This window comes from Symbiobacterium terraclitae, from assembly GCF_017874315.1.
Lineage (GTDB): Bacteria > Bacillota > Sulfobacillia > Symbiobacteriales > Symbiobacteriaceae > Symbiobacterium > Symbiobacterium terraclitae.
In genome coordinates, this window is the sequence record NZ_JAGGLG010000007.1 from 73,529 (window position 1) to 93,041 (window position 19,513).

The following is a 19,513-nucleotide window of genomic DNA, read 5'->3' on the forward strand; positions in this document are numbered from 1 at the left end:
TTCAGCCCGGCCTCCCGACCGGCCTCAAGGGGGCCTGTCAGCCTTTTCAGCTACCCCGTCGGGTATCCAACAACACGGTTGTGGCCTCCAGCCCGGCTGCAATGGCAAGGATTTGAGCCACCCCCTCCACCCAGCGTGGCTCAAATCCTTGCCGTTCACCGTTCAACTACCTCCCTGTCGCTTTCTGCCCGCCCTCGCGACCCGCCTTAAAGGGGCCTGTCAGCCTGTTCAGTTACCCCGTCGGGTATCCAACAACACGGTTGTGGCCTCCAGCCCGGCTGCAATGGCAAGGAATTGAGCCACCCCCTTCACCCAGCGTGGCTCAAATCCTTGCCGTTCACCTTTCAACTACCTCCCCTACGCCTTCAGACCTCCCTCCCGACCGACCTCAAAGGGGCCTGTCAGCCTGTTCAGCTACCCCGACCGGTATCCAACGACACGGTGGTGGCCTCCAGCCCGGCTGCAATGGCAAGGAATTGAGCCACCCCCTTTGCCCGGCGTGGCTCATTTCCTTGCCGTTCACCGTTCAACTACCTCGCCATAACCGACTCTGCTCTGGCCGTCATCCACCCGGCTGCAAGGGTAACCCGATGAGCCACCCCCTCCGCCACCGTGGCTCACAGCGTTACCATCCACGTGTCTACAACACGGTTACCCCTGCTCGCCGACCCTGCACCTGCTCCGCCACTCCGCCCCGGTGGAGGCGCCGGAGCGGATGGTGGGGTTTTTCGGGATCTGAGTTGGAGAACATGCACGAGGAGCACCCGGTTGGTCGGTGCTCCCATCTGCAACCGGGACATGGGGTCGGGGCTCGGGCAGTTCGTCGCGTTCTGCACCCGGGAGGCCGGGGCATGTCATTGCCGAACCGCCAGCCGCTAGTTCGCCGACCTGTGATCGAACAGTGCACTGGGGCCTGCGCCGCTGCTGCCGCCGAGTTCCGGACCGCAACTGAAAACGGATGAGCCACCGTCGCGCCCGCCCTGGCTCACCCGCTTTCACTTCATGTCTTAAGGAACACCGACCTGTGGCGCCTGGTTGCTCGCCTGCACCAGCGGCCTCGTCGATACGCCTTCTTGACCCGACCGGGTGATACCCCGCAGGGTATCAACTACCGCCGTTTCTGGCCAGGAGGCGACCACAACTGAAAGCGGATGAGCCACCGTCTCATCCGGTGTGGCTCATCCCCTTTCACTTGATGTCTCACAGATCACCGACCTGTAGCGCCTGGTCGGTCGCCGGCACCGGAGACCTCGTCCATACGCCTTCTTGCACAGACCGAAAGATACCCCTCCAGGTATGTCTCCCTCCGTTCCCGCCCACAACCGGACCCGCAACTGAAAACGGATGAGCCACCGTCGCACCCGCGGTGGCTCACCGGCTTTCACTTGGTGAGCGGCGCGGCCCAGGGCCACCGTGAAACCCGGTCCCCGTGGACGGAACGGACGCGACCGGCTTCATCCTTCAGGAAGCGGGCTATGAGCGGATCGACCTGGCTCGGGAAGACGGGACCGACGCCGGCGCCGGAACGCGGGTGTACACCCGGCAGGAAAATTACCGGTGCCGCGTTCCCATCCGCTGATCTCCAACGCGCGAACGAGGACCTGCTCCTCCATCCGGACGAGCGGGTCCTCGTTCGTTTTGGTAACTCCCGTGTGACAGCACGGTTACTCACGCCCTCTAGGTTGGAACCAACAGCAACACGCTGCCCAACCCACAACACGCGCTCGCTGTGAGGTGCAGCCCATGACCAAGACTCAACCCCACGTCGGTGTGGTCAGCACCGGCATCTACATCCCGGATCGCTTCATGACCGCAGAGGAGATCGCAGCCCGGTCGGGGGTGCCGCTGGACGTGGTGAAGCGCAAGATGGGGATCCTGCGCAAGCCCCTGCCCGGCCCGGACGACGGCACGGCCGCCATGGGCATCCGGGCTGCACAGCAGTGCATCGAACGGGCCGGCATCGACCCGGAGAGCATCGACCTGGTGATCTACATCGGCGAGGAGTACAAGGAGTACCTCCTCTGGACGGCCGGCATCAAGACGGCCCACGCCGTGGGCGCCACCCGCGCCTGGGCCTTCGATACGCAGCTGCGGTGCGGCACCTGGGTGTTGGGCATGAAGCTCGCCCAGGCCCTGATGCTGAGCGACGAGGGCGTCAACACCGTGCTGCTGGCCGGCGGCTACCGCAACGTGGACTACATCAACTACGCCAACCCCCGGGTCTCCTTCATGTACAACCTCGGGGCCGGCGGCGGCGCCATGCTGCTCAAGAAGAACTACGGCCGCAACCGGGTGCTGGGCTCGGACATCATCGTGGACGGCTCGCTCTCCGAGACGGTCGGCGTGCGGGGCGGCGGTACCCTGGCCGGCCTGCACAACCACGACGATTCCCTCTACCAGCTGGACGTGTTCGACGTGGACGGCATGAAGTCCCGGCTCAACGCCGTGTCGACGCAGCGGTGGGTCGACGTGGTCTCCCGGGCCTGCGCCCGGGGCGGCTACACGACCCGGGACATCGACTACTTGGCGATCCTCCACATGAAGCGCTCGGCCCACGAGGGCCTGATCCGCGAGCTGGGCATCCCCGTCGAGCGGGCCATCTACCTGGAGGAGTACGGCCACATCGGCCAGATCGACCAGATCCTCTCCATCCACCTGGCCCTGGAGCGGGGGCTGATCAAGGACGGCGACCTGGTGGTGGGCGTCAGCGCGGGCATCGGCTATGCCTGGGGCGCCACCGCCATTGAGTGGGGGCCTGTGGGAGCCCGTCAGGCGAACGATCACAGTGCCGGGTGAACGGCGGTTGAGCCGCCTGGATGAAGACCGCACCGGTCCGTGGCGCACAGCCGGGATACGAGGCCGCAGCGCCGCGTGAGCGACCCGTAGCGCTCATCCGGGCTACAAGGCGGCTGCGCCGGGTGAGCGACCCGTGGCGCTCAGCCAGGCTACAAGGCCGCAGCGCCGGGTGAGCGACCCGTGGCGCTCAGCTTGGTACAAGGCCGCAGCGCCGCGTGAGCGACCCGTGGCGCTCATCCGGGCTACAAGGCGGCAGCGCCGGGTGAGCGACCCGTGGCGCTCAGCCAGGCTACAAGGCCGCAGCGCCGGGTGAGCGACCCGTGGCGCTCAGCCAGGCTACAAGGCCGCAGCGCCGGGTGAGCGACCAGTGGCGCTCAGCCAAGCTGCAAGGCCCCAGCGCAGGGTGAGCGACCCGTGGCGCTCAGCTTGGCTACAAGGCCGCAGCGCCCCGTGAGCGACCCGTGGCGCTCAGCCAGGCTCCAAGGCCGCAGGGCCGGGTGAGCGACCCGTGGCGCTCAGCCGGGCCACAAGTCCGCAGCGCCCGGCGACCAGCCCGCGTCACCGCACGAACCAGACGAGGGCCGCAGCGGCCCGCGATCGCGAGGTGAACCCGATGCCTGAGATCCGTGCCAACGGCATTTCGCTCCACTACCAGTGGCAGGGCCGGGAGGACGGACCCGTCCTGGTCCTCATCAACGGCCTGCTGACCGACCTGAGCAGCTGGAACGGCCACCTGCCCCACCTCACCCCGCACTTCCGCGTGCTCACCTACGACTGCCGGGGGCAGGGGGGCAGCGCGAAGCCGGACGAGGGGCCCTACACCCCGGCGCTGCACGCCGACGACCTGAAGGGGCTGCTGGACGGGCTGGGCCTCGAGCGGGTCGCCCTCCTGGGCGTCTCCAGCGGCGCCTGCGTGGCCCTCAGCTTCGCCGCCCGCTGGCCCGAGCGGGTCTCCGCCCTGGTGCTGGCCAACGGCTACGGCGTCGCCGACACGGCGATGCAGGTGAAGTTGAACTCCTGGCTCCGGGCCATGGAGGCCGGCGGCGGGCCCCTGCGCTTCGACGTCTCCGTCGCCTGGATCTGGGGAGCCTCCTTCCTCAACGCCCACTACGAGGCGCTGAAGCCCTGGCGGGAGAAGGGCACCGCCCTGCCCGCCCACGCCGTGCTCCACCTCATCCGGGGCGCGATGGAGCACGACGTGATGGGTGAGGCGCACCGGATCACCTGCCCCACGCTCCTGATGACCGGCGACGAGGACGTGCTCACCCCGCTCAGCTACAGCGAGGCGCTGCAGAAGCGCATCCCGCACAGCCGGATCGCCGTGCTGCGGCAGGCCGGCCACTGCATGTTCCTGGAGCAGGTGGACAGCTTCGCCCGCACCGCCGTGGACTTCCTGCGCCAGGCGCTGCCGGCGTGACCGGGAGGCAGAGCATCGTGACCGAACAGCCGCTGATCGCTTCCTTCGTGGTTCGCCTCCTGCGGGTGGAGGGGACACGTCCGGGCCCGAACGGGCCCCCCCTCCGGGTGCTCGTGCGCCACGTGCAGACCGGGCAGGAAATGCGCTGCCTCCGGCTGGAGGACGCCATGGCCTTCATGGAGCACTGCCTACAGCTTCCGCGCAAGGCGGAGAGCGAGTAACGAGAGCAGAGGTGTTGCTGGAAATGGAACGGGAACTCACCGGCAAGGTCGCCCTGGTCACCGGGGCAGCCCGCGGCCTGGGGCGGGCCATCGCACTGGAGCTGGCATCCAGGGGCGCGGACGTGATCATCAACGACATCCCGGACATGGCCGGGGTCGCGGCGGAGACGGTGGCGGCGGCGGAGGCCCTGGGCGTGAAGGCCCGCTTCTACCCGGCCTTCGTCAACGACGAGGAGCAGGTCAGCCGCATGGCCGCCGAGGTGGGTCAGGTCGACATCCTGGTCAACAACGCCGGCGTCAACCGCGACGGCACCATGAAGAAGTCCCGCAAGGCCGACTGGGACTTCGTGATCGACGTGAACCTCACCGGGGTCTTCCTCTGCACCCGGGCCTTCACCCCCGCCATGCGGGAGCGGCGCTGGGGCCGGGTGATCAACATCGCCTCCTACGTGGGCCGCACCGGCGTCTTCGGCACGCCGTACTACGCCGCCTCCAAGGCCGGCGTCATCGGGCTGACCAAGGAGGTCGCGGTCGAGATGGCCCGCCACGGCGTCACGGTCAACGCCCTGGCGCCCGGCTACATCATGACCGACATGATGATGGGCTACCCCGAGGAGCAGCGGGCGAAGATCACCGCCACCATCCCGTGCGGCTACTGGGCCAAGCCGGAGGACATCGCCTACTGGGCGGGCGTCCTGGCCTCGCCCCGGGCCCACTACATGACCGGTGCGGTGATCGACTGCAACGGCGGCGTCTGGATGTAACCCCCGGGGAGGGAGAAACCCATGCGTGAAGCGGTCATCGCAGCGGCGGTGCGCACCCCCATCGGCACCTTCGGCGGCGCGCTTTCCAGCCTGAAGTCCCACGACCTGGGCGCGGTGGTCATCGCCGAGGCCCTGAAGCGGGCCGGGCTCACCGGCGACCAGGTGGACGAGGTCATCATCGGCCAGGTGCTCGAGGCGGGCGAGGGGCAGCACCCGGCCCGCATCGCCAGCCTGAAGGCCGGCGTGCCGTACACGGTGCCGGTCACCGGCGTGAACAAGGTCTGCGGCTCCGGCCTCAAGGCGGTGGCGCTGGCCGCCCAGGCGGTCATGGTCGGCGACGCCGACGTGGTGGTGGCCGGCGGCCAGGAGTCGATGTCCGGCGCCCCCTACCTGGTGCCCTCGGCCCGGTTCGGCTACCGGATGGGCCATGGCCAGCTGGTGGACTCAATGATCCTGGACGCCCTCACCTGCGCCACGGAGCGGGTCCACATGGGCATCACCGCCGAGAACATCGCCGAGCAGTTCGGCATCAGCCGGCAGGAGCAGGACGAGTTCGCCGCCGCCTCCCAGCAGAAGGCCGAGGCGGCCATCAAGGCCGGCCGGTTCAAGGACGAGATCGTCCCGGTCACCGTCCGGGGGCGCAAGGGCGACACGGTGGTCGACACCGACGAGCACCCGCGCTTCGGCACCACGGTGGAGGCGCTGGCCAAGCTGCGCCCGGCCTTCAAGGAGGGCGGCACGGTGACGGCCGGCAACGCCTCCGGCATCAACGACGGCGCCGCGGCGGTGGTGGTGATGGGCGCCGAGCGGGCGGCCGCGCTGGGGATCAAGCCGCTGGCGGTCATCCGCAGCTACGCCTCCGCCGGCGTGGAGCCCCGGATCATGGGCACGGGCCCCATCCCGGCCAGCCGCAAGGCCCTGGCCCGGGCCGGGCTCACGATCGACCAGATCGACCTGATCGAGGCCAACGAGGCCTTCGCCGCCCAGGCGCTGGCCGTCGCCCGCGGGCTGGAGCTGGACATGAGCCGGGTCAACGTGAGCGGCGGCGCCATCGCCCTGGGCCATCCGGTAGGCGCCTCCGGCGCCCGCATCCTGGTCACGCTGCTCTACGAGATGCGGCGGCGGCAGAGCCGCTACGGCCTCGCCACCCTCTGCATCGGCGGCGGCCAGGGCATCGCCATGGTGGTCGAGCGGGCCTGAGCCGCCCGCCTTCCGCAACAGGTCCAACACCCGCGCGAATCCACGCACATTCCGCATGAGGGGGAAGAAGAAGTGAGACGTTGGTTTGCTGCGCTCCTCGCCTGCACCCTGTCCCTCGCCCTGATCGCAGGCTGCTCCGCCCCGCCCGAGGCCGAGTCGCCGGGGCAGACCTCGAGCCAGTCCGGCCAGACCACGAGCCCGTCCCCGGGGCAGTCGTCCGGGCAGTCCACGGCCCAGCCTGAGGCGCCCAGGCGTGAGGCCCAGGGCGTCACCGACACCACGGTCAAGGTGGGCGGCTTCGCTGCCCAGTCCGGCCCCGTGGCCCCCATCGGCATCTCGGTGCGCAAGGGCTTCGAGGCCTACATCAAGCACGTGAACGACCAGGGCGGCGTGCACGGCCGCACGATCGACATCGTGCAGATCGCTGACGACCAGTTCGACGGCGCCAAGGCGCTGACGGCCGCCAAGCAGCTGGTCGAGTCCGACAAGGTCTTCGCCCTGGCGCCGATCCTGGGCACCGCCGGCTACATGGCCAGCTACGACTACTTCGTGGAGAAGCGGATCCCCGTCATCTACCCGATGACCGGCGTGGAGCAGACCGCCCACCCGCCCCAGGAGAACATCTTCGCCGTCCAGCCCAATAACTACGACGAGGCCAGGATCCTCACCCAGTACCTGGTGGACGAGCTCGGCCTCAAGAAGATCGCCGTGCTCTGGCAGAACAGCGACATGGGTGAGCAGGGGCTCAAGGGCGTGAAGGACTACATCGGCGAGCTGGGCGCCGAGCTGGTCTACGACGCCCCGCACGACGCCAAGTCGGTCGACTTCACCACGCCGGTGCTCAACCTGAAGCAGAAGGGCGCCGAGGGCGTGGTGATCATGACCACGCTGGCCGAGACCATCGGCATCGTCAAGGAGATGCACAAGCAGGGCGTGGCCGCCGTGCCCATCACCTCCTACGTCAACGCCGACCCGGTGAACGTGCCGGCGCTGGCCGGCGAGGCGGCGGTCGGCCTCTACGCCGGCGGCTGGGTGCCGGTGGCCGACCCGGAGGACCCCAACATCAAGCAGTTCTTCGAGATCTACGCCAAGTACAACAACGGCGAGCTGCCTGACGCCTACGGCACCGCCGGCTTCATCGCCGCTGAGCTGCTGGTCAAGGGCCTCGAGGACGCCGGCCGCGACCTGACCTACGAGAGCTTCATCCAAGCGCTGGAGGGCCTGAAGGACTGGAGCGGCATCATGGCCCGCAACCTGACCTACGGCCCCGGCGAGCGGGCGGGCGTCAAGGCCTTCTACCTGAACAAGGTGGTGGAGCAGGACGGCAACATCGTCATGATCCAGGTGAACAAGGAGCCGTACAAGCTCCGGTAGGCGCGGCCTCGCTGAAGCAACGCACGAAACCGGGGGGAGCGGCGTGGCGGATCCCCCGCCGGCCGCGGGGCGCCACGGGTCTCCCCCCCTCTCCCCCCCACCGTAGGAGGGCGATTGCGTGATTCTCGCCCAGCAGATCATCAGCGGCCTGGCCACGGGCTCCCTCTACGCCCTGGCCGCCCTGGGACTGGTGCTGATCTTCAAGACCTCCGACGTGGTCAACTTCGCCCAGGGCGAGATGGCCATGTTCGGCACGTTCATCATGTTCACCCTGCTGAAGGCCGGCGGCCTCCCGTACTGGGGCGCCTTCGTGCTGGCGCTGGCCTTCGCCTTCCTGATGGGCGCGGCCATCGAGCGCGCTGTGCTCCGGCCGCTGGCCCAGGCGCCCCTGATCAGCGTGCTGATCGCCACGCTGGGCCTGATGCAGATCATCAACGGCGTGGCCGGCTGGATCTGGGGCTACCAGGCCAAGCCCTTCCCGACCGCAGTGAGCGGCAGCCCCATCAGCCTGGGGAGCCTCATCATCACCCTGCCCGACCTGGTCAACCTCGTCGTCAGCCTCGCCGTGATGGCCGGCTTCTTCGTGCTCTTCAAGTTCACCAAGCTGGGCATCGCCATGCGGGCGGTGGCGGAGAACCGGGTGGCGGCCCGGCTGATGGGCATCGCCACCGACCGCATCCTCTCGCTCACCTGGGGCCTGGGCGGCATCCTGGCCGCGACCGCCGGCATCCTCATCGCCCCGGTCACCAACCTGGACATCAACATGATGGCCGACATGCAGATCAAGGCCTTCACCGCCGCGGTGCTGGGCGGCTTCACCTCGCTCCCCGGGGCGGTGGTGGGCGGCCTCACGCTCGGCGTGCTGGAGAACATCGTCGGCCAGTTCGTCCCGCAGCTGAAGACCCCGTTTGCGTTTGCCCTCATCGTGCTGGTGCTGGTGGTGAGGCCCGCCGGCCTGATGGGGACCGTCCAGCGAAAGAAGGTGTAGCACATGGCAAGGAAGCTGGCTCTGCTCCTCGGGATCGCGGCGCTGCTGGTGCTACCCTACGCCCTGCCGGCCGAGTGGTCGTGGCTGGTGCTCCTGATCAACCGGGCCCTGATCCTGGGGATCGTGGCCATCGGCCTCAACCTGCTCACGGGGTTCGCCGGGCAGATCTCCATCGGCCATGCGGCGTTCATCGCCATCGGCGCCTTCAGCAGCTACGGGCTGACCGCCAAGCTCGGCATCCCCTTCTGGGGCGCCCTGCCGCTGGCGGGGCTGATCACCGCCGCGCTGGGCTACGCCCTCGGCTTCCCGGCGCTCCGGCTGCAGGGCCACTACCTGGCCATCGCCACGCTGGGCTTCGGCGTGGCGGTGCCCCAGATTCTCAACATCTGGAAGTGGCTCTCCGGCGGGTGGACCGGCGTGAAGCCCGCAGCCCCCTACCTCTACGGCCTCTGGTTCAAGGAGGACCGGCCCTACTACTACCTGATCCTCATCGCCCTGGCGATCCTCACCTGGGCGGCCCTGAACATCGCCAAGCGGCGCACGGGGCGGGCCTTCATCGCCCTCCGGGACAGCAGCGTCGCGGCGCAGGCGATGGGCATCAGCCTGGCGCGATACAAGACGATGGCCTTCGCCCTGTCGGCCTTCTACGCCGGCATCGGCGGCAGCCTCTGGGCCCACATGATGAACTACATCGCCCCGCACGACTTCAACCTGGCCATGTCGATGGAGCTCTTCACCATCATCGTGCTGGGCGGCCTGGCCTCGGTGCCCGGATCCATCGTCGGCGCCCTCTTCATGAGCCTGCTGCCCAAGGTGGTGGAGAAGATCTCCCTGGCGCTGCAGCGCCCGGGGGCCTTTGACCACTCCCCGTTCCTGATGAACGTCTTCAAGAACCTGAACCAGGTGCTGACGGGCGTCATCCTGGTCCTCGTCGTGCTCTACCTGCCCAGGGGCCTCGTGGAGCTCTGGTACAGGCTGCAGCACTGGTGGGCCGGACGTCAGCGCCCCGCCGCAGCCAGGGGGGTGAAGTAGGTGGCCATCCTGGAGCTGAAGCAGGTGACGATGCGCTTCGGCGGCATCGTCGCCGTGGACGGGCTGGACCTCGCGGTGGAGGAGGGCGCCATCCACGGCCTCATCGGACCCAACGGCGCCGGCAAGTCCACCGTCTTCAACCTGATCAGCCGCTTCTACGAGCCGACGGCCGGCAGCCTCTCGTTCCAGGGCAAGGACCTGCTTTGCATGGCCCCCCACGACGTGATCCACCACGGCATCGCCCGCACCTTCCAGAACGTGGAGCTCTTCCGCGGCCTCACGGTGCTGGGCAACCTCCTGGTCGGCCAGCACAGCCGCTTCCGCTACGGCCTGGTGGCCTCGGCCCTGGGGAGCCTGCTGCCCTCCGTCCGCCGGCAGGAGCAGGAGGCCGAGGCGCGGGCGCTGGAGGTGCTGGAGTTCCTGGGCATCGCCACATACAAGGACGCCTACCCGCACTCGCTGCCCTACGGCATCCAGAAGCGGGTGGAGTTCGGCCGGGCGCTGGTCGCGCAGCCGAAGCTGATCCTACTGGACGAGCCCGCCGCGGGCATGAACCCGCAAGAGACGCAGGAGCTGGCCGAGCTGATCCGGCAGGTGCGCGACCGCTACCGGGCCACCGTGCTGCTGGTGGAGCACGACATGAGCCTGGTGATGCGGATCTGCGAGCGGATCACGGTGATGGACTTCGGCCGGAAGATCGCCGAGGGCACGCCGGCCGAGGTGCAGTCCAACCCGGCGGTCATCAGGGCCTACCTGGGCGAGGAGGAGGATGCGGCCCATGCTTAGGCTGGAACACGTCAGCGCCGCATACGGCAGGATCCGCGCCCTCACCGACCTCTCCCTGGAGGTGCCCGACGGCAAGATCGTCGCCCTGCTGGGGGCCAACGGCGCCGGCAAGTCCTCCACCCTCAAGGTGGTGACCGGCCTGCTCCGCCCCACCGCCGGTGCGGTCACCTTTGACGGGCACGACCTCACCCGCAGGCCCGCGGAGGCCATCGTGCCGCTGGGGATCTCGATGGCGCCGGAGGGGCGGCAGGTCTTCACCCAGCTCACCGTGGCGGAGAACCTGCGCATGGGCGCCTACAGCCGGAGGGACGCCGCGGGCGTGCGGCGGGACCTGGAGTGGGTGCTCTCCCTTTTCCCCCGGCTCAGGGAGCGCTACGGGCAGGAGGCGGGCACGCTCTCGGGCGGCGAGCAGCAGATGCTGGCCATCGGCCGCGCCCTGATGGCCCGGCCGCGGCTGCTCCTCCTGGACGAACCCTCGCTGGGCCTGGCGCCGCTGGTGGTGCGGGAGATCTTCGCCACCATCCGCCAGGTGAACGCCGAGGGCATGTCGGTGCTGCTGGTGGAGCAGAACGCCAACCTGGCCCTGCAGGTGGCGCACCACGCCTACATCCTGGAGACCGGCCGGCTGGTCCTCTCCGGCCCGGCCGGGGAGCTGCGGCAGAATCCCGACGTGAAGCGGGCGTACCTGGGAGGGTAAGGCCCGACCACGTCGCAATCCCGTGCCACCCGAAGGAGGCAATCTCTCATGATCAATGCAGTCGGCGACTGGCTGGGGCGCCGGGCCCTCCACACCCCCTTCCGCGAGGGTCTCGTGGTGATGCCGGGCGCGCAGCGGGCCGGCCTGGGCAACCCGGGCGGCCAGCCGCTGCGTCTCACGTACGATCAGTGGAACCGCATGGCCAACCAGCTGGCCCACTTCCTCCACCAGCGGGGCGTGCGCAGGGGCGACCGGGTGGCCGTGCTCGCGCAGAACTCGCTGGAGATGCTGAACCTGCTCTTCGCCTGCGGCAAGCTGGGCGCCATCTTCGTGCCCTACAACTGGCGGCTCACGGTGGCCGAGCTGCGGCCGCTGGTGGCCGACACCGACCCGAAGCTCTTCTTCTACGGCCCCCACTTCCGGCAGGCCGCGGCCGAGCTGCAGCCGCCGGGGCCGGTGGCGCTGGAGGAGATCGATCTGAGCGGGTATCCGGAGTTCGCCCCGCCCGCTGAGGAGGTGCAGCTGGAGGATCCCTGGATGATCCTCTACACCGGGGGCACCACCGGCCGCTCCAAGGGCGCGGTGCTCAGCCACCGGGCGGTGCTCTGGAACGCCTGGAACACCATCTCCGGCTGGACGATGTCGCCGGACGACCGGGTGCCGATCCTCACGCCGTTCTTCCACACGGGCGGCCTGAACGTCTTCACCACGCCGCTGGTGGAGCTGGGGGCCTGCTCGATCCTGATGGGCCCCTTCGACCCGGGAGAGCTGCTCGACGCCGTGACCAACGAGCGGCTGACGGTCATCTTCATGGTGCCGACGATGTTCAAGATGGTGATGGACCACCCCCGCTTCGCCGAGACGGACTTCAGCCGGGTGCGCTTCCTGATCTCGGGCGGCGCCGCCTGCCCGGAGCCGGTGCAGCTGGCCTACCGGGCGAAGGGCTGCCTGTTCAAGATCGGCTACGGCCTCACCGAGGCGGGGCCCAACACCTTCGGCATGCCGGACCACCGGTCGTGGGAGAAGCCGGGCTCGGTGGGCTTCCCCCTCCCCCACGTGCAACTGCGCATCGTGGCGGAGGGCGGGCAGGAGTGCGGCCCCAACGAGGTGGGCGAGCTGCTGATCCGGGGCGGCCACGTCTTCTCGGGCTACTGGCGGAACCCGGCGGCAACGGCGGAGGCGGTCCAGGACGGCTGGCTCCACACCGGCGACCTGGCCCGGCGTGACGCCGAGGGCTTCTACTACATCGTGGGCCGGAAGAAGGAGATGTTCATCTCGGGCGGGGAGAACGTCTTCCCGCTGGAGGTGGAGGACGCCATCTACCAGCACCCCGCCGTGGCCGAGTGCGCCGTGGTCGGCATCCCGGACCCGAAGTGGGGCGAGGTGGGCAAGGCCTTCGTGGTGCTGAAGCCGGGGGCAAGCCTGACGGCGGAGGAGCTGATCGAGCACTGCCGGGGGCTGCTGGCGAAGTACAAGATCCCGAAGCAGGTGGAGTTCCGGACGGAACTGCCGAAGAGCGCAGCGGGGAAGATATTGAAGCGGGAACTGAAGTAGGGTATGGGGAAGCGGGACCTCCGGTGGGGAGGTCCCGCTTGCGGCTCAACATCGTAATGCCGTGCCTTACGTGCACTGACCCACGGGCGCACACTTGGTTCTGATTCTTAGATTGAACCCGACTTCTTGCGCCCGAAGGGCTTTCGGATCGCATTCAGTACTTCCTGTCCAAGTGGTACGTTGCCGCAAGGTCATGCATTCATCACAATCACATACTCCTCTGGATATGCGTTCGCGGTACCACCCTGATGAGACGTAAACCGGCCGCTCACAGGGTCACGTCTTTGCGGAATGCTCTTGAGTGGGATGCGCCGCCTTATTACCTGAGTCAGACGAAGGCCTTGCTTCTCCCCCATCTCAGCAAGAGCTTCAGCATTACGAACAAGTACACCACGCAAGACGGTGTTGCCGATAACAAGTACTAGAACTCCTCCAGGCTTCAGCACTCTTCTGGCCTTGCGTACGAACAACCACATATCTTGATAGTACTTTGTCACGGCGCGCACCAGATGCGGCTCGGCTGGGGATTCCCGCAGATCATCAACAATACTCGCGGCCAGGTTGGACCCCAGTTCCCGCGTCGGATGTTGACTCGGATGAAGCCCATGAACTGCGCCCATGAATGAAGGACGAATATCTTGGTGGTTCGCAGCATATCCAAGCCATAGCAGTGAAAGTTGATGCAGCTCAGCGTAGTCGTAGGAAGTAACGTAGGGGGGTGAGGTTATCACGCAATCAACCGATGAAGCAGGCAACCGCATCAGCCGGATGTCGCGGCAGAGGGTCTTGATCGGCGGTCGACGCATAGCGGACGTGGGGCCCCAGTACTCAAAGAGTTCTTCGTTCCTCTCTGCCATAATCCGTAGCTGACGCGACATCGCCTTGAAGGGATCCTCCGGGTTCCGTCTTCGCTTGTCTGACCTAACGGGTTTTGTACTTCCCGGATACCATAACGAACAGCATTTCAGGATATTGGAGAAACCACACATGAGCAAGCGCCGTACATCACCGTTGCGTTCTGCCTGAATCGCAGCCAAGAGGGCTTCTAACTTCTCTCTCTGTGATGGAGGAAACCAAAAATCAATCCTTTCCGACGCCCTTGGTTCGAAGGGTGCCTTCGCGGTCCCCTTCATCCTTTCTGCTCTCTCAAACATGCAGTCCACCCGATGCGACAGTAGCACTGGATCTATCGGAGTGACTTTGGCATCGGTAATGAGTTTGGCAAGAGGATTAACGTCAATACCTATGACAGCGTGCCCCTTCAAGGCTGCCTCAACGATTGTAGTGCCAGAGCCCATGAAGGGGTCCATGATCACTGCCCCAGGGGGTGTATAATGCTGCAGCACTTTCCTGACTAGCTGGGGAACAAATCTCATCGGATAGCTATGATAAGCATGAGTTCCCTCACTCGTCTCCTTGGCACTCAGACTGGAGAATGACCAGTCAGGATCACAGGTCAACGAGGAGAAGTCGTAGGAGTGTTGCGACCTGAGATCTGTCAACTACGGCGCCCCCTCTGCGCACTAGAGGATCTTGCCGTTCAAGATATCCTTAATTAGCTTGATCCCCATCTCTATGGTCTGGCGAGCATAGCCCTCCAATTGCTCAACGGCCTCCGGGGCGGCCGGATGTCCTCCTACATTGCGATCTGACTTGACGGTAGACATTCTATCATACGTCGATTTGTCTATGATGTTCTTCTTTTTTAATGTCTCCAATATGTCGTTCCACGTCAACTTCTGTTTACCCTTGACAGTCATGCCAGGTATCCTTCGAGATCGGAACCTTTGTCGAGTTACCGCCTCGAGGGTCCGTCCCACGAGGAAGACAGCCGTGCGAACTTGACCCAAGTACAGCACCTCGAAGGCTTGTTCCAGTTCATCCCTATACGTTCCAGTTCCCTGTAACATCTCATCGATCTCTTCATCAGTAAAAACCGGCTTCATGCTAAGGACCTTGGCCGCTACATGGTCTCGAAACTTACTCTTGTGATTCGTATCGTCGGTCCCGTCAGGCGCCTTCTCCATCCCGAGAAAAGGAAGGATTGGGGGCTTTGCCTTCAGAGGTTGCTCCTTCACTACTTTCCACCTCGCCGTGCTAGTTTGCGGCGGATAATCTCCATCATGAACTCATCGGAAATCGTGTAGACTCCACGCTTCGAACGTTCGACAACCCTGGAATCGGACTTCTTGGCCAGAGAGAGCAGCCATTTTCCGTGTGTCCGATATGTTTGGAGGTCATCAGGACTGACCAAGTCGCGCAGCCGTGCCGTCCCGCCGAACTGAAGGAGCTTGAGGATAATCTCCATCTGCTCATCTGAGAACTCATGAGCACGACACGTCTCTTTGAGGGCGAGCCCGTAAACCTCACTCACCATCAGGCGGAACTGGTGAGCATCCAGCACCTTCTTCGTGCCAGCCGCCCAGTTCCAACATTCATGGGCAATTGATTCCAAGAGCCGCGGGATTCCACGGGCGATTCGATGCAGACTTGTTACCACTGAATCACTGATGATCTCTTTGCCTGGGCCCAGCACCTTCTCGCACGTCTCCCGGATGTACTGAACGGTCTCAGTTGGGGACAATCCCTCGTCCCGGAGAAGTTCGAACCTATCGATGAACTCAGGGGCAGCAGTTGTGAGCCACTGCTGCACGGATCCTGTACCAGCAAGACCCAACACGTAACCTTCCTTACCATACTCAGCCCAGTGCTTGAACACGTTGAGGATGTTGATTTTGTGATCGATGGATAGGCCCTCGGCTTCAAGCACTTTCTCGATCTCGTCCAGAAACACTAACAGCCACTTACTCCCGAGAGCTTTCGACAAGTTGGGAAGAAACTCGAGAGGAGACAACGACATCGGATCAGCGTTTCCCACCAGTTTCTTGCGCAGGACGACTGGCGACTCCCCTGAGATGGCACACGCCTGGTTGAACAGCTCCTTACAGAGGTTGCCGAGTATTACATCGACCGCCTCTTCGGTGCGGTAGTTGGAGAACTTTACGTACAACGTCATCGCATTGTTAGCTTTCGCGATTGCCATAGCTGCTGCAAAGGACCGTGACTTGCCGTATCCAAACGGGGCAAGCAACAAGAAGTGCTGGACTACCCCAGTCGCCATGCATTTCGTTACGAGATTAGTTACATTCTTCACTATCCCTACTTTGACGTACCTGTTCAGATCCTCTTTGGGCGAAGACGGGTCACAGACAGCTGAACCTGGTCCCATGAATGGATTGTTTGCTACCGTTACCTTCTCCCAATCAACTGGTAGCATCTGCACACTAGCCAACCTTGTCACCATCCCGTAGGGCAATCGAGGTGAACAAGAAACCATCAGCTGAGTACGTTCGAATGCCGAGTTGATTTGCGATTGAGAGTTTCGTCTGGAGCAGGTCTATGAAGTCCTCCTGCCACAGCCGCACCAGATAATTCCACAAACGATCAGGAGTGATCCTAGACTCAGATACCAGCAAGCTTTCGACGTCTTCGATGGGAATGTACGGTATCTTCTCCAAGACAGGGTTGTTTTGCCTAGCCTCGGCAAAGATTAGTCTCAGCAGCTGGGCAAGTTCCAGATGGTCCTTGATCTCGCTTGGCACGAACGCCCTAGCCCCGGCGAATTGGTCATTGATCAATCCACATTGCTTGAACAGCGACAGGTAGTTGTCCACTCGACGTGGAGACACCTTGGAGTACCCGAGTTCGCGCTCCATCACGGAGGCTACCAACTTGTAATAGTGCTCGGATTGAACTAGCTGGGTTCCTCGTCCAACTATCTTGGATGCGGCCAGCATGAGGTCTCGAACTTCTGGAGTGCTTTCCAGATGCTCCTTTAGCGCTCTCCAGGATCCAGCGCGCATCTCTTCCCAGATTCGAGTTCCGCTAGGCGTGAAGCGGACTTCACGCACGTCGTCGACCAGTATTCCAAGGCGTCTTAGAGAGCGAAGGTATTCCTCAGTCGTCTTGGGGCTGTTCCCTGTTTTTGCGGCGAGAGCGCGTATAACTGTGTCGGCACGTTCCCCCGGAGGAAAGTCCGCGATAACGCTCAGGACATCAGGAAGGGTCTTAGAGGGAATGGCGATAAAGGGTAGCCTCTTCATGACTAGACCCCCATACTAGAATACACACGAACCGTTTTCCCTTCGATATATTCGGCGACGCATTTGCAACTCCTGTCTGCGTGATCCGTCCTGCCTGTGGGTCGCGATCCTGGCGACGATTAGCGGTGGGACTATGTCCCCGGCGCGAGCCTGACGGCGGAGGAGCTCATCGAGCACTGCTGAGGGCTGCTGGCGAGGTACAAGATCCCGAAGCAAGTGGAACTCCGGACCGAGCTGCCGAAGGCGCAGCGGGGAAGATATTGAAGCGGGAACTCAAGCAGGGTATGGGGAAGCGGGACCTCCGGTGGGGAGGTCCCGCTCTGTTGCGCCTCACCGCCGAACCGCGCCACTGCACCGCACAGCTACCCGGCAGCTGTCATGGATCGGGTGGCCGGTGGCTCCAGCAGGTACATTCGCATGATTGGCGGAACACTCAATGCGTCAGTGCAACTCGCGCCACCTTCACTCCATCGCATGGCAGGGGCCTGCCGGGGCGGACGGGCTTCGAACTCTTCAGGGGGTGCCCTCGGTGTCACAGGACCACGAGACCGTGCGGAGCCTCATTTGCGACTACTTCGCAAGCCGCCTGCTTGAGCAACCCGCGTACCCACACCTGAAGCCCGCCCTGCCAGTGGCGAAAGTTCTGGTGACGGGTGGCTTCTCCATCGGCACGGCCCGATGTGGTTCCGACCTCGACATCGAGATGATCGTGCCGGACGAGCTCTATCCTGCGATGCTCCAAGGGGCCGGCGGGCCGAGGGGACTTCGGGTGCACGACGAGGCGCACACCCCGCTGGTGGACGAGAAGGTCCGCCCGATGACTTGGCTGCGCCGCCGGCTGGCCGGCGACGATCCGGAGTCGCTGTGGATCTACCAGCATGCCGTGGTCGTGCAGGATCCTGATGCCCAACTGCCGGCGCGGGTCGCGCTGGCTGCGGAGCGCTTCCGGGAGCACGTGCCGCAGCTGGTGGCTTCGCGGTACCGGACCTTCCGCAGCCTGGTCACCATCGAGGACTCCCGGGAAGAGCTGTGCCGCCAGGTCATGCTGGGCAAGGCCATCGAGAGCGCCCTGACTCTACCCCTGCTGGCCCGGGAGGAGCCGCATCCCTACCCCAAGTGGCAGGCATGGTGGCTGGTTGAACGCCACGCCCGAGGGGCAGAGGTTGTTAACCTCTGCCGCCGCATGTTGGCCAAACCGGTCACTCGCGAGGCGTTTGAACCCCTCCGGCGGATCATCGATGACATCTTGATCGAGGCCGGCTACAGGGAGGGGCTCGTGCGGAACTTCTGGCGGAAGCTGTAGCGCTCCACGACCGTGGAACCCCGCAGATGTGAACAGCCCGCTGCGAGGAGGCGGTCTAAATGGATGAGTTCCGCACCGTCACCATCGCCCCGGAGTCCTTCCTGAAGCAGCTAAGGGCCGTCCGGGCACATGCCAGCAAGCTGGAGCAGCGCCTGGGGAGGATGAACCTCCATGGCTGGATCAACGCCCCGCGACCCGGGGGAACTGCTTCGCTACTTCCCCCTGGTGAGGTTGAAGGAAGGATACCGCCTGGACTCCTACCAGTACCTCACGGGACCCGACGGCAACGGCTTCGTGTTCGCAGTCCCCGCCGACCGGCGGCTGCCCCCGCCGCCGGAAAGACCTGACCTGGCCTGGCGGCAGGGCATCATCCCGACGCCGCGGGCCGCCGGGTTGCCTGAGTGGGCGAGGGAGGACATCGAGGCGTTCCTCGAGCCGGAAGGGTCCCCCCTCTCCTACTTCCAGTGCTCCCTGCTCATCCGGGAACTGCGGGAGCTGGGGGCCTGCTGGCACGGGGCTCACTGGTCGACCCACGAGATCGTTACCGAGCTGGACCCCGATGAGGCCGCCCGGTGGCAGTGGGCTGGGGAGCGGCCGGAGGAGTTCCTGCCGCAGGTGACGGTGACCGGCCCCGGCGAGGCCACCGTCCGGTTCTACACTGTTACCCGCTACGTTCAGGAAGAGCTCTGCTGCCATGCGGACACGTACTCGGGCGGGGTCCTGGTCGACCAGACGAGGAATACCGTCGCGGTCGGCGGGATGGGATACATCTACTAGGAACTTGAAGGGACCGACTCCTCAGCACACGTACTGCTTGAAGCGAGCCGAGACCTGGCCACGGAAGCCAGGTCTCAGGTGTTTCTCCCTTGTTCGCCGGACCGCAGCCCACGCGGGGTGCGGCCTCGGGGCGGCCTCAGACCGTGAACGGCACGCTGAACAAGGATTCAGAACATCATGTTGCGCACGATATGCACCTCGGTCGGGGCGATCAGGCTCCGGGTGCGCATAAAGGTCAACCCGAAGAGCAGGCCGGAGGTGGCCTGGAAGACCACGGACGCGGCAAGCCCAGCGAGGTAGTCGCCCCCCAGACTCTTAGTGTTCAGGCCCAGGTGAACGATGCCGAAGACCAGGGATGCGAGCACCAGGCCCCAGCCATCACCGAGCAGTTGGGACAGCCGGGTCTGCAGGGCGCCTCGGAACAGGAACTCTTCCGAGAAGCCGTTCTGCAGGAAGAGATCCAACACCGTGCGCGCCACCTTCGGATCACCCGGGTATCGC

18 protein-coding genes are annotated in these 19,513 nt (G+C 65.2%); 13 read left to right on the top strand and 5 right to left on the bottom strand.

Going from position 1 to position 19,513, the window contains the following annotated elements; translation table 11 throughout:
* The first annotated feature begins 1,743 nt into the window (after window positions 1-1,743).
* From J2Z79_RS05860 to J2Z79_RS05910, 11 genes are all read left to right on the top strand, one after another.
* Window positions 1,744-2,796, top strand: coding sequence for a 3-oxoacyl-ACP synthase (locus J2Z79_RS05860; RefSeq protein WP_209465936.1), 1,053 nt, complete (start codon window positions 1,744-1,746; stop codon window positions 2,794-2,796).
* Window positions 2,797-3,409: 613 nt separating this feature from the next.
* Window positions 3,410-4,213 (top strand): alpha/beta fold hydrolase, encoded by an 804-nt coding sequence (locus J2Z79_RS05865; RefSeq protein ID WP_209465937.1) that lies wholly within the window; start codon window positions 3,410-3,412, stop codon window positions 4,211-4,213.
* 17 nt (window positions 4,214-4,230) lie between these two features.
* Entirely contained in the window at window positions 4,231-4,434 is a 204-nt protein-coding gene (locus tag J2Z79_RS05870) for a hypothetical protein (protein ID WP_209465938.1), read from the top strand.
* Between the two features lie 23 nt (window positions 4,435-4,457).
* The gene (gene fabG / locus J2Z79_RS05875) at window positions 4,458-5,198 is read left to right on the top strand and encodes a 3-oxoacyl-ACP reductase FabG (protein ID WP_209465939.1); all 741 of its coding nucleotides are present in this window, start codon (window positions 4,458-4,460) and stop codon (window positions 5,196-5,198) included.
* 21 nt (window positions 5,199-5,219) lie between these two features.
* Window positions 5,220-6,398 (top strand): acetyl-CoA C-acetyltransferase, encoded by a 1,179-nt coding sequence (locus J2Z79_RS05880; RefSeq protein ID WP_209465940.1) that lies wholly within the window; start codon window positions 5,220-5,222, stop codon window positions 6,396-6,398.
* 72 nt (window positions 6,399-6,470) lie between these two features.
* Window positions 6,471-7,772 carry an ABC transporter substrate-binding protein gene (locus J2Z79_RS05885; protein WP_209465941.1) on the top strand — a complete coding sequence of 434 codons (1,302 nt, stop codon included), beginning with the start codon at window positions 6,471-6,473 and terminating at the stop codon, window positions 7,770-7,772.
* A gap of 118 nt (window positions 7,773-7,890) precedes the next feature.
* Window positions 7,891-8,760 (top strand): branched-chain amino acid ABC transporter permease, encoded by an 870-nt coding sequence (locus J2Z79_RS05890; RefSeq protein WP_209465942.1) that lies wholly within the window; start codon window positions 7,891-7,893, stop codon window positions 8,758-8,760.
* Window positions 8,761-8,763: 3 nt separating this feature from the next.
* Window positions 8,764-9,792: a branched-chain amino acid ABC transporter permease gene (locus J2Z79_RS05895; RefSeq protein WP_209465943.1), complete on the top strand. Its 1,029-nt coding sequence runs from the start codon at window positions 8,764-8,766 to the stop codon at window positions 9,790-9,792.
* Entirely contained in the window at window positions 9,793-10,578 is a 786-nt protein-coding gene (locus J2Z79_RS05900; protein WP_209465944.1) for an ABC transporter ATP-binding protein, read from the top strand. It begins immediately after the preceding gene.
* On the top strand, window positions 10,571-11,275 hold the full coding sequence (locus tag J2Z79_RS05905) for an ABC transporter ATP-binding protein (protein WP_209465945.1): 705 nt from the start codon (window positions 10,571-10,573) through the stop codon (window positions 11,273-11,275). Before J2Z79_RS05900 ends, J2Z79_RS05905 begins: the two co-directional genes overlap by 8 nt.
* Before the next feature lie 48 nt (window positions 11,276-11,323).
* Entirely contained in the window at window positions 11,324-12,829 is a 1,506-nt protein-coding gene (locus J2Z79_RS05910) for an acyl-CoA synthetase (RefSeq protein WP_209465946.1), read from the top strand.
* A gap of 191 nt (window positions 12,830-13,020) precedes the next feature.
* Here the strand turns inward: J2Z79_RS05910 and J2Z79_RS05915 are convergent, their stop codons facing one another.
* The 4 genes from J2Z79_RS05915 to J2Z79_RS05930 are packed head-to-tail and all read right to left on the bottom strand — an operon-like array spanning window position 13,021 to window position 16,932.
* Window positions 13,021-14,331, bottom strand: coding sequence for a DNA methyltransferase (locus tag J2Z79_RS05915; RefSeq protein WP_209465947.1), 1,311 nt, complete (start codon window positions 14,329-14,331; stop codon window positions 13,021-13,023).
* Window positions 14,332-14,352: 21 nt separating this feature from the next.
* The gene (locus J2Z79_RS05920; RefSeq protein ID WP_209465948.1) at window positions 14,353-14,907 is read right to left on the bottom strand and encodes a DUF4145 domain-containing protein; all 555 of its coding nucleotides are present in this window, start codon (window positions 14,905-14,907) and stop codon (window positions 14,353-14,355) included.
* The gene (locus J2Z79_RS05925; protein ID WP_209465949.1) at window positions 14,907-16,121 is read right to left on the bottom strand and encodes a hypothetical protein; all 1,215 of its coding nucleotides are present in this window, start codon (window positions 16,119-16,121) and stop codon (window positions 14,907-14,909) included. The genes J2Z79_RS05920 and J2Z79_RS05925 overlap by 1 nt, the downstream gene beginning before the upstream one ends.
* Complete coding sequence (locus J2Z79_RS05930; protein ID WP_209465950.1) at window positions 16,114-16,932, bottom strand: hypothetical protein; 819 nt, start codon at window positions 16,930-16,932, stop codon at window positions 16,114-16,116. The genes J2Z79_RS05925 and J2Z79_RS05930 overlap by 8 nt, the downstream gene beginning before the upstream one ends.
* Window positions 16,933-17,461: 529 nt before the next feature.
* Between J2Z79_RS05930 and J2Z79_RS05935 the strand changes: the two genes are divergently transcribed.
* Both J2Z79_RS05935 and J2Z79_RS05940 read left to right on the top strand, forming a co-directional pair.
* Complete coding sequence (locus tag J2Z79_RS05935) at window positions 17,462-18,235, top strand: hypothetical protein (RefSeq protein ID WP_209465951.1); 774 nt, start codon at window positions 17,462-17,464, stop codon at window positions 18,233-18,235.
* A 171-nt stretch (window positions 18,236-18,406) separates the two neighbouring features.
* A complete protein-coding gene (locus tag J2Z79_RS05940; RefSeq protein ID WP_209465952.1) occupies window positions 18,407-19,012 on the top strand; it encodes a hypothetical protein in 606 nt (201 codons plus the stop codon).
* A gap of 167 nt (window positions 19,013-19,179) precedes the next feature.
* On the opposite strand, the gene J2Z79_RS05945 is transcribed toward J2Z79_RS05940, so the two are convergent.
* Window positions 19,180-19,476 carry a CPBP family intramembrane glutamic endopeptidase gene (locus J2Z79_RS05945; protein ID WP_209465953.1) on the bottom strand — a complete coding sequence of 99 codons (297 nt, stop codon included), beginning with the start codon at window positions 19,474-19,476 and terminating at the stop codon, window positions 19,180-19,182.
* Window positions 19,477-19,513: the final 37 nt, after the last annotated feature.

Bases quoted from the DNA above. Each gene is read 5' to 3' on its own strand.
- J2Z79_RS05940 (WP_209465952.1), top strand. From the start codon at position 18,407: ATGGCTGGATCAACGCCCCGCGACCCGGGGGAACTGCTTCGCTACTTC.
- fabG (WP_209465939.1), top strand. From the start codon at position 4,458: ATGGAACGGGAACTCACCGGCAAGGTCGCCCTGGTCACCGGGGCAGCC.
- J2Z79_RS05860 (WP_209465936.1), top strand. From the start codon at position 1,744: ATGACCAAGACTCAACCCCACGTCGGTGTGGTCAGCACCGGCATCTAC.
- J2Z79_RS05865 (WP_209465937.1), top strand. From the start codon at position 3,410: ATGCCTGAGATCCGTGCCAACGGCATTTCGCTCCACTACCAGTGGCAG.
- J2Z79_RS05910 (WP_209465946.1), top strand. From the start codon at position 11,324: ATGATCAATGCAGTCGGCGACTGGCTGGGGCGCCGGGCCCTCCACACC.
- J2Z79_RS05930 (WP_209465950.1), bottom strand. From the start codon at position 16,932: ATGAAGAGGCTACCCTTTATCGCCATTCCCTCTAAGACCCTTCCTGAT.
- J2Z79_RS05905 (WP_209465945.1), top strand. From the start codon at position 10,571: ATGCTTAGGCTGGAACACGTCAGCGCCGCATACGGCAGGATCCGCGCC.
- J2Z79_RS05880 (WP_209465940.1), top strand. From the start codon at position 5,220: ATGCGTGAAGCGGTCATCGCAGCGGCGGTGCGCACCCCCATCGGCACC.
- J2Z79_RS05895 (WP_209465943.1), top strand. From the start codon at position 8,764: ATGGCAAGGAAGCTGGCTCTGCTCCTCGGGATCGCGGCGCTGCTGGTG.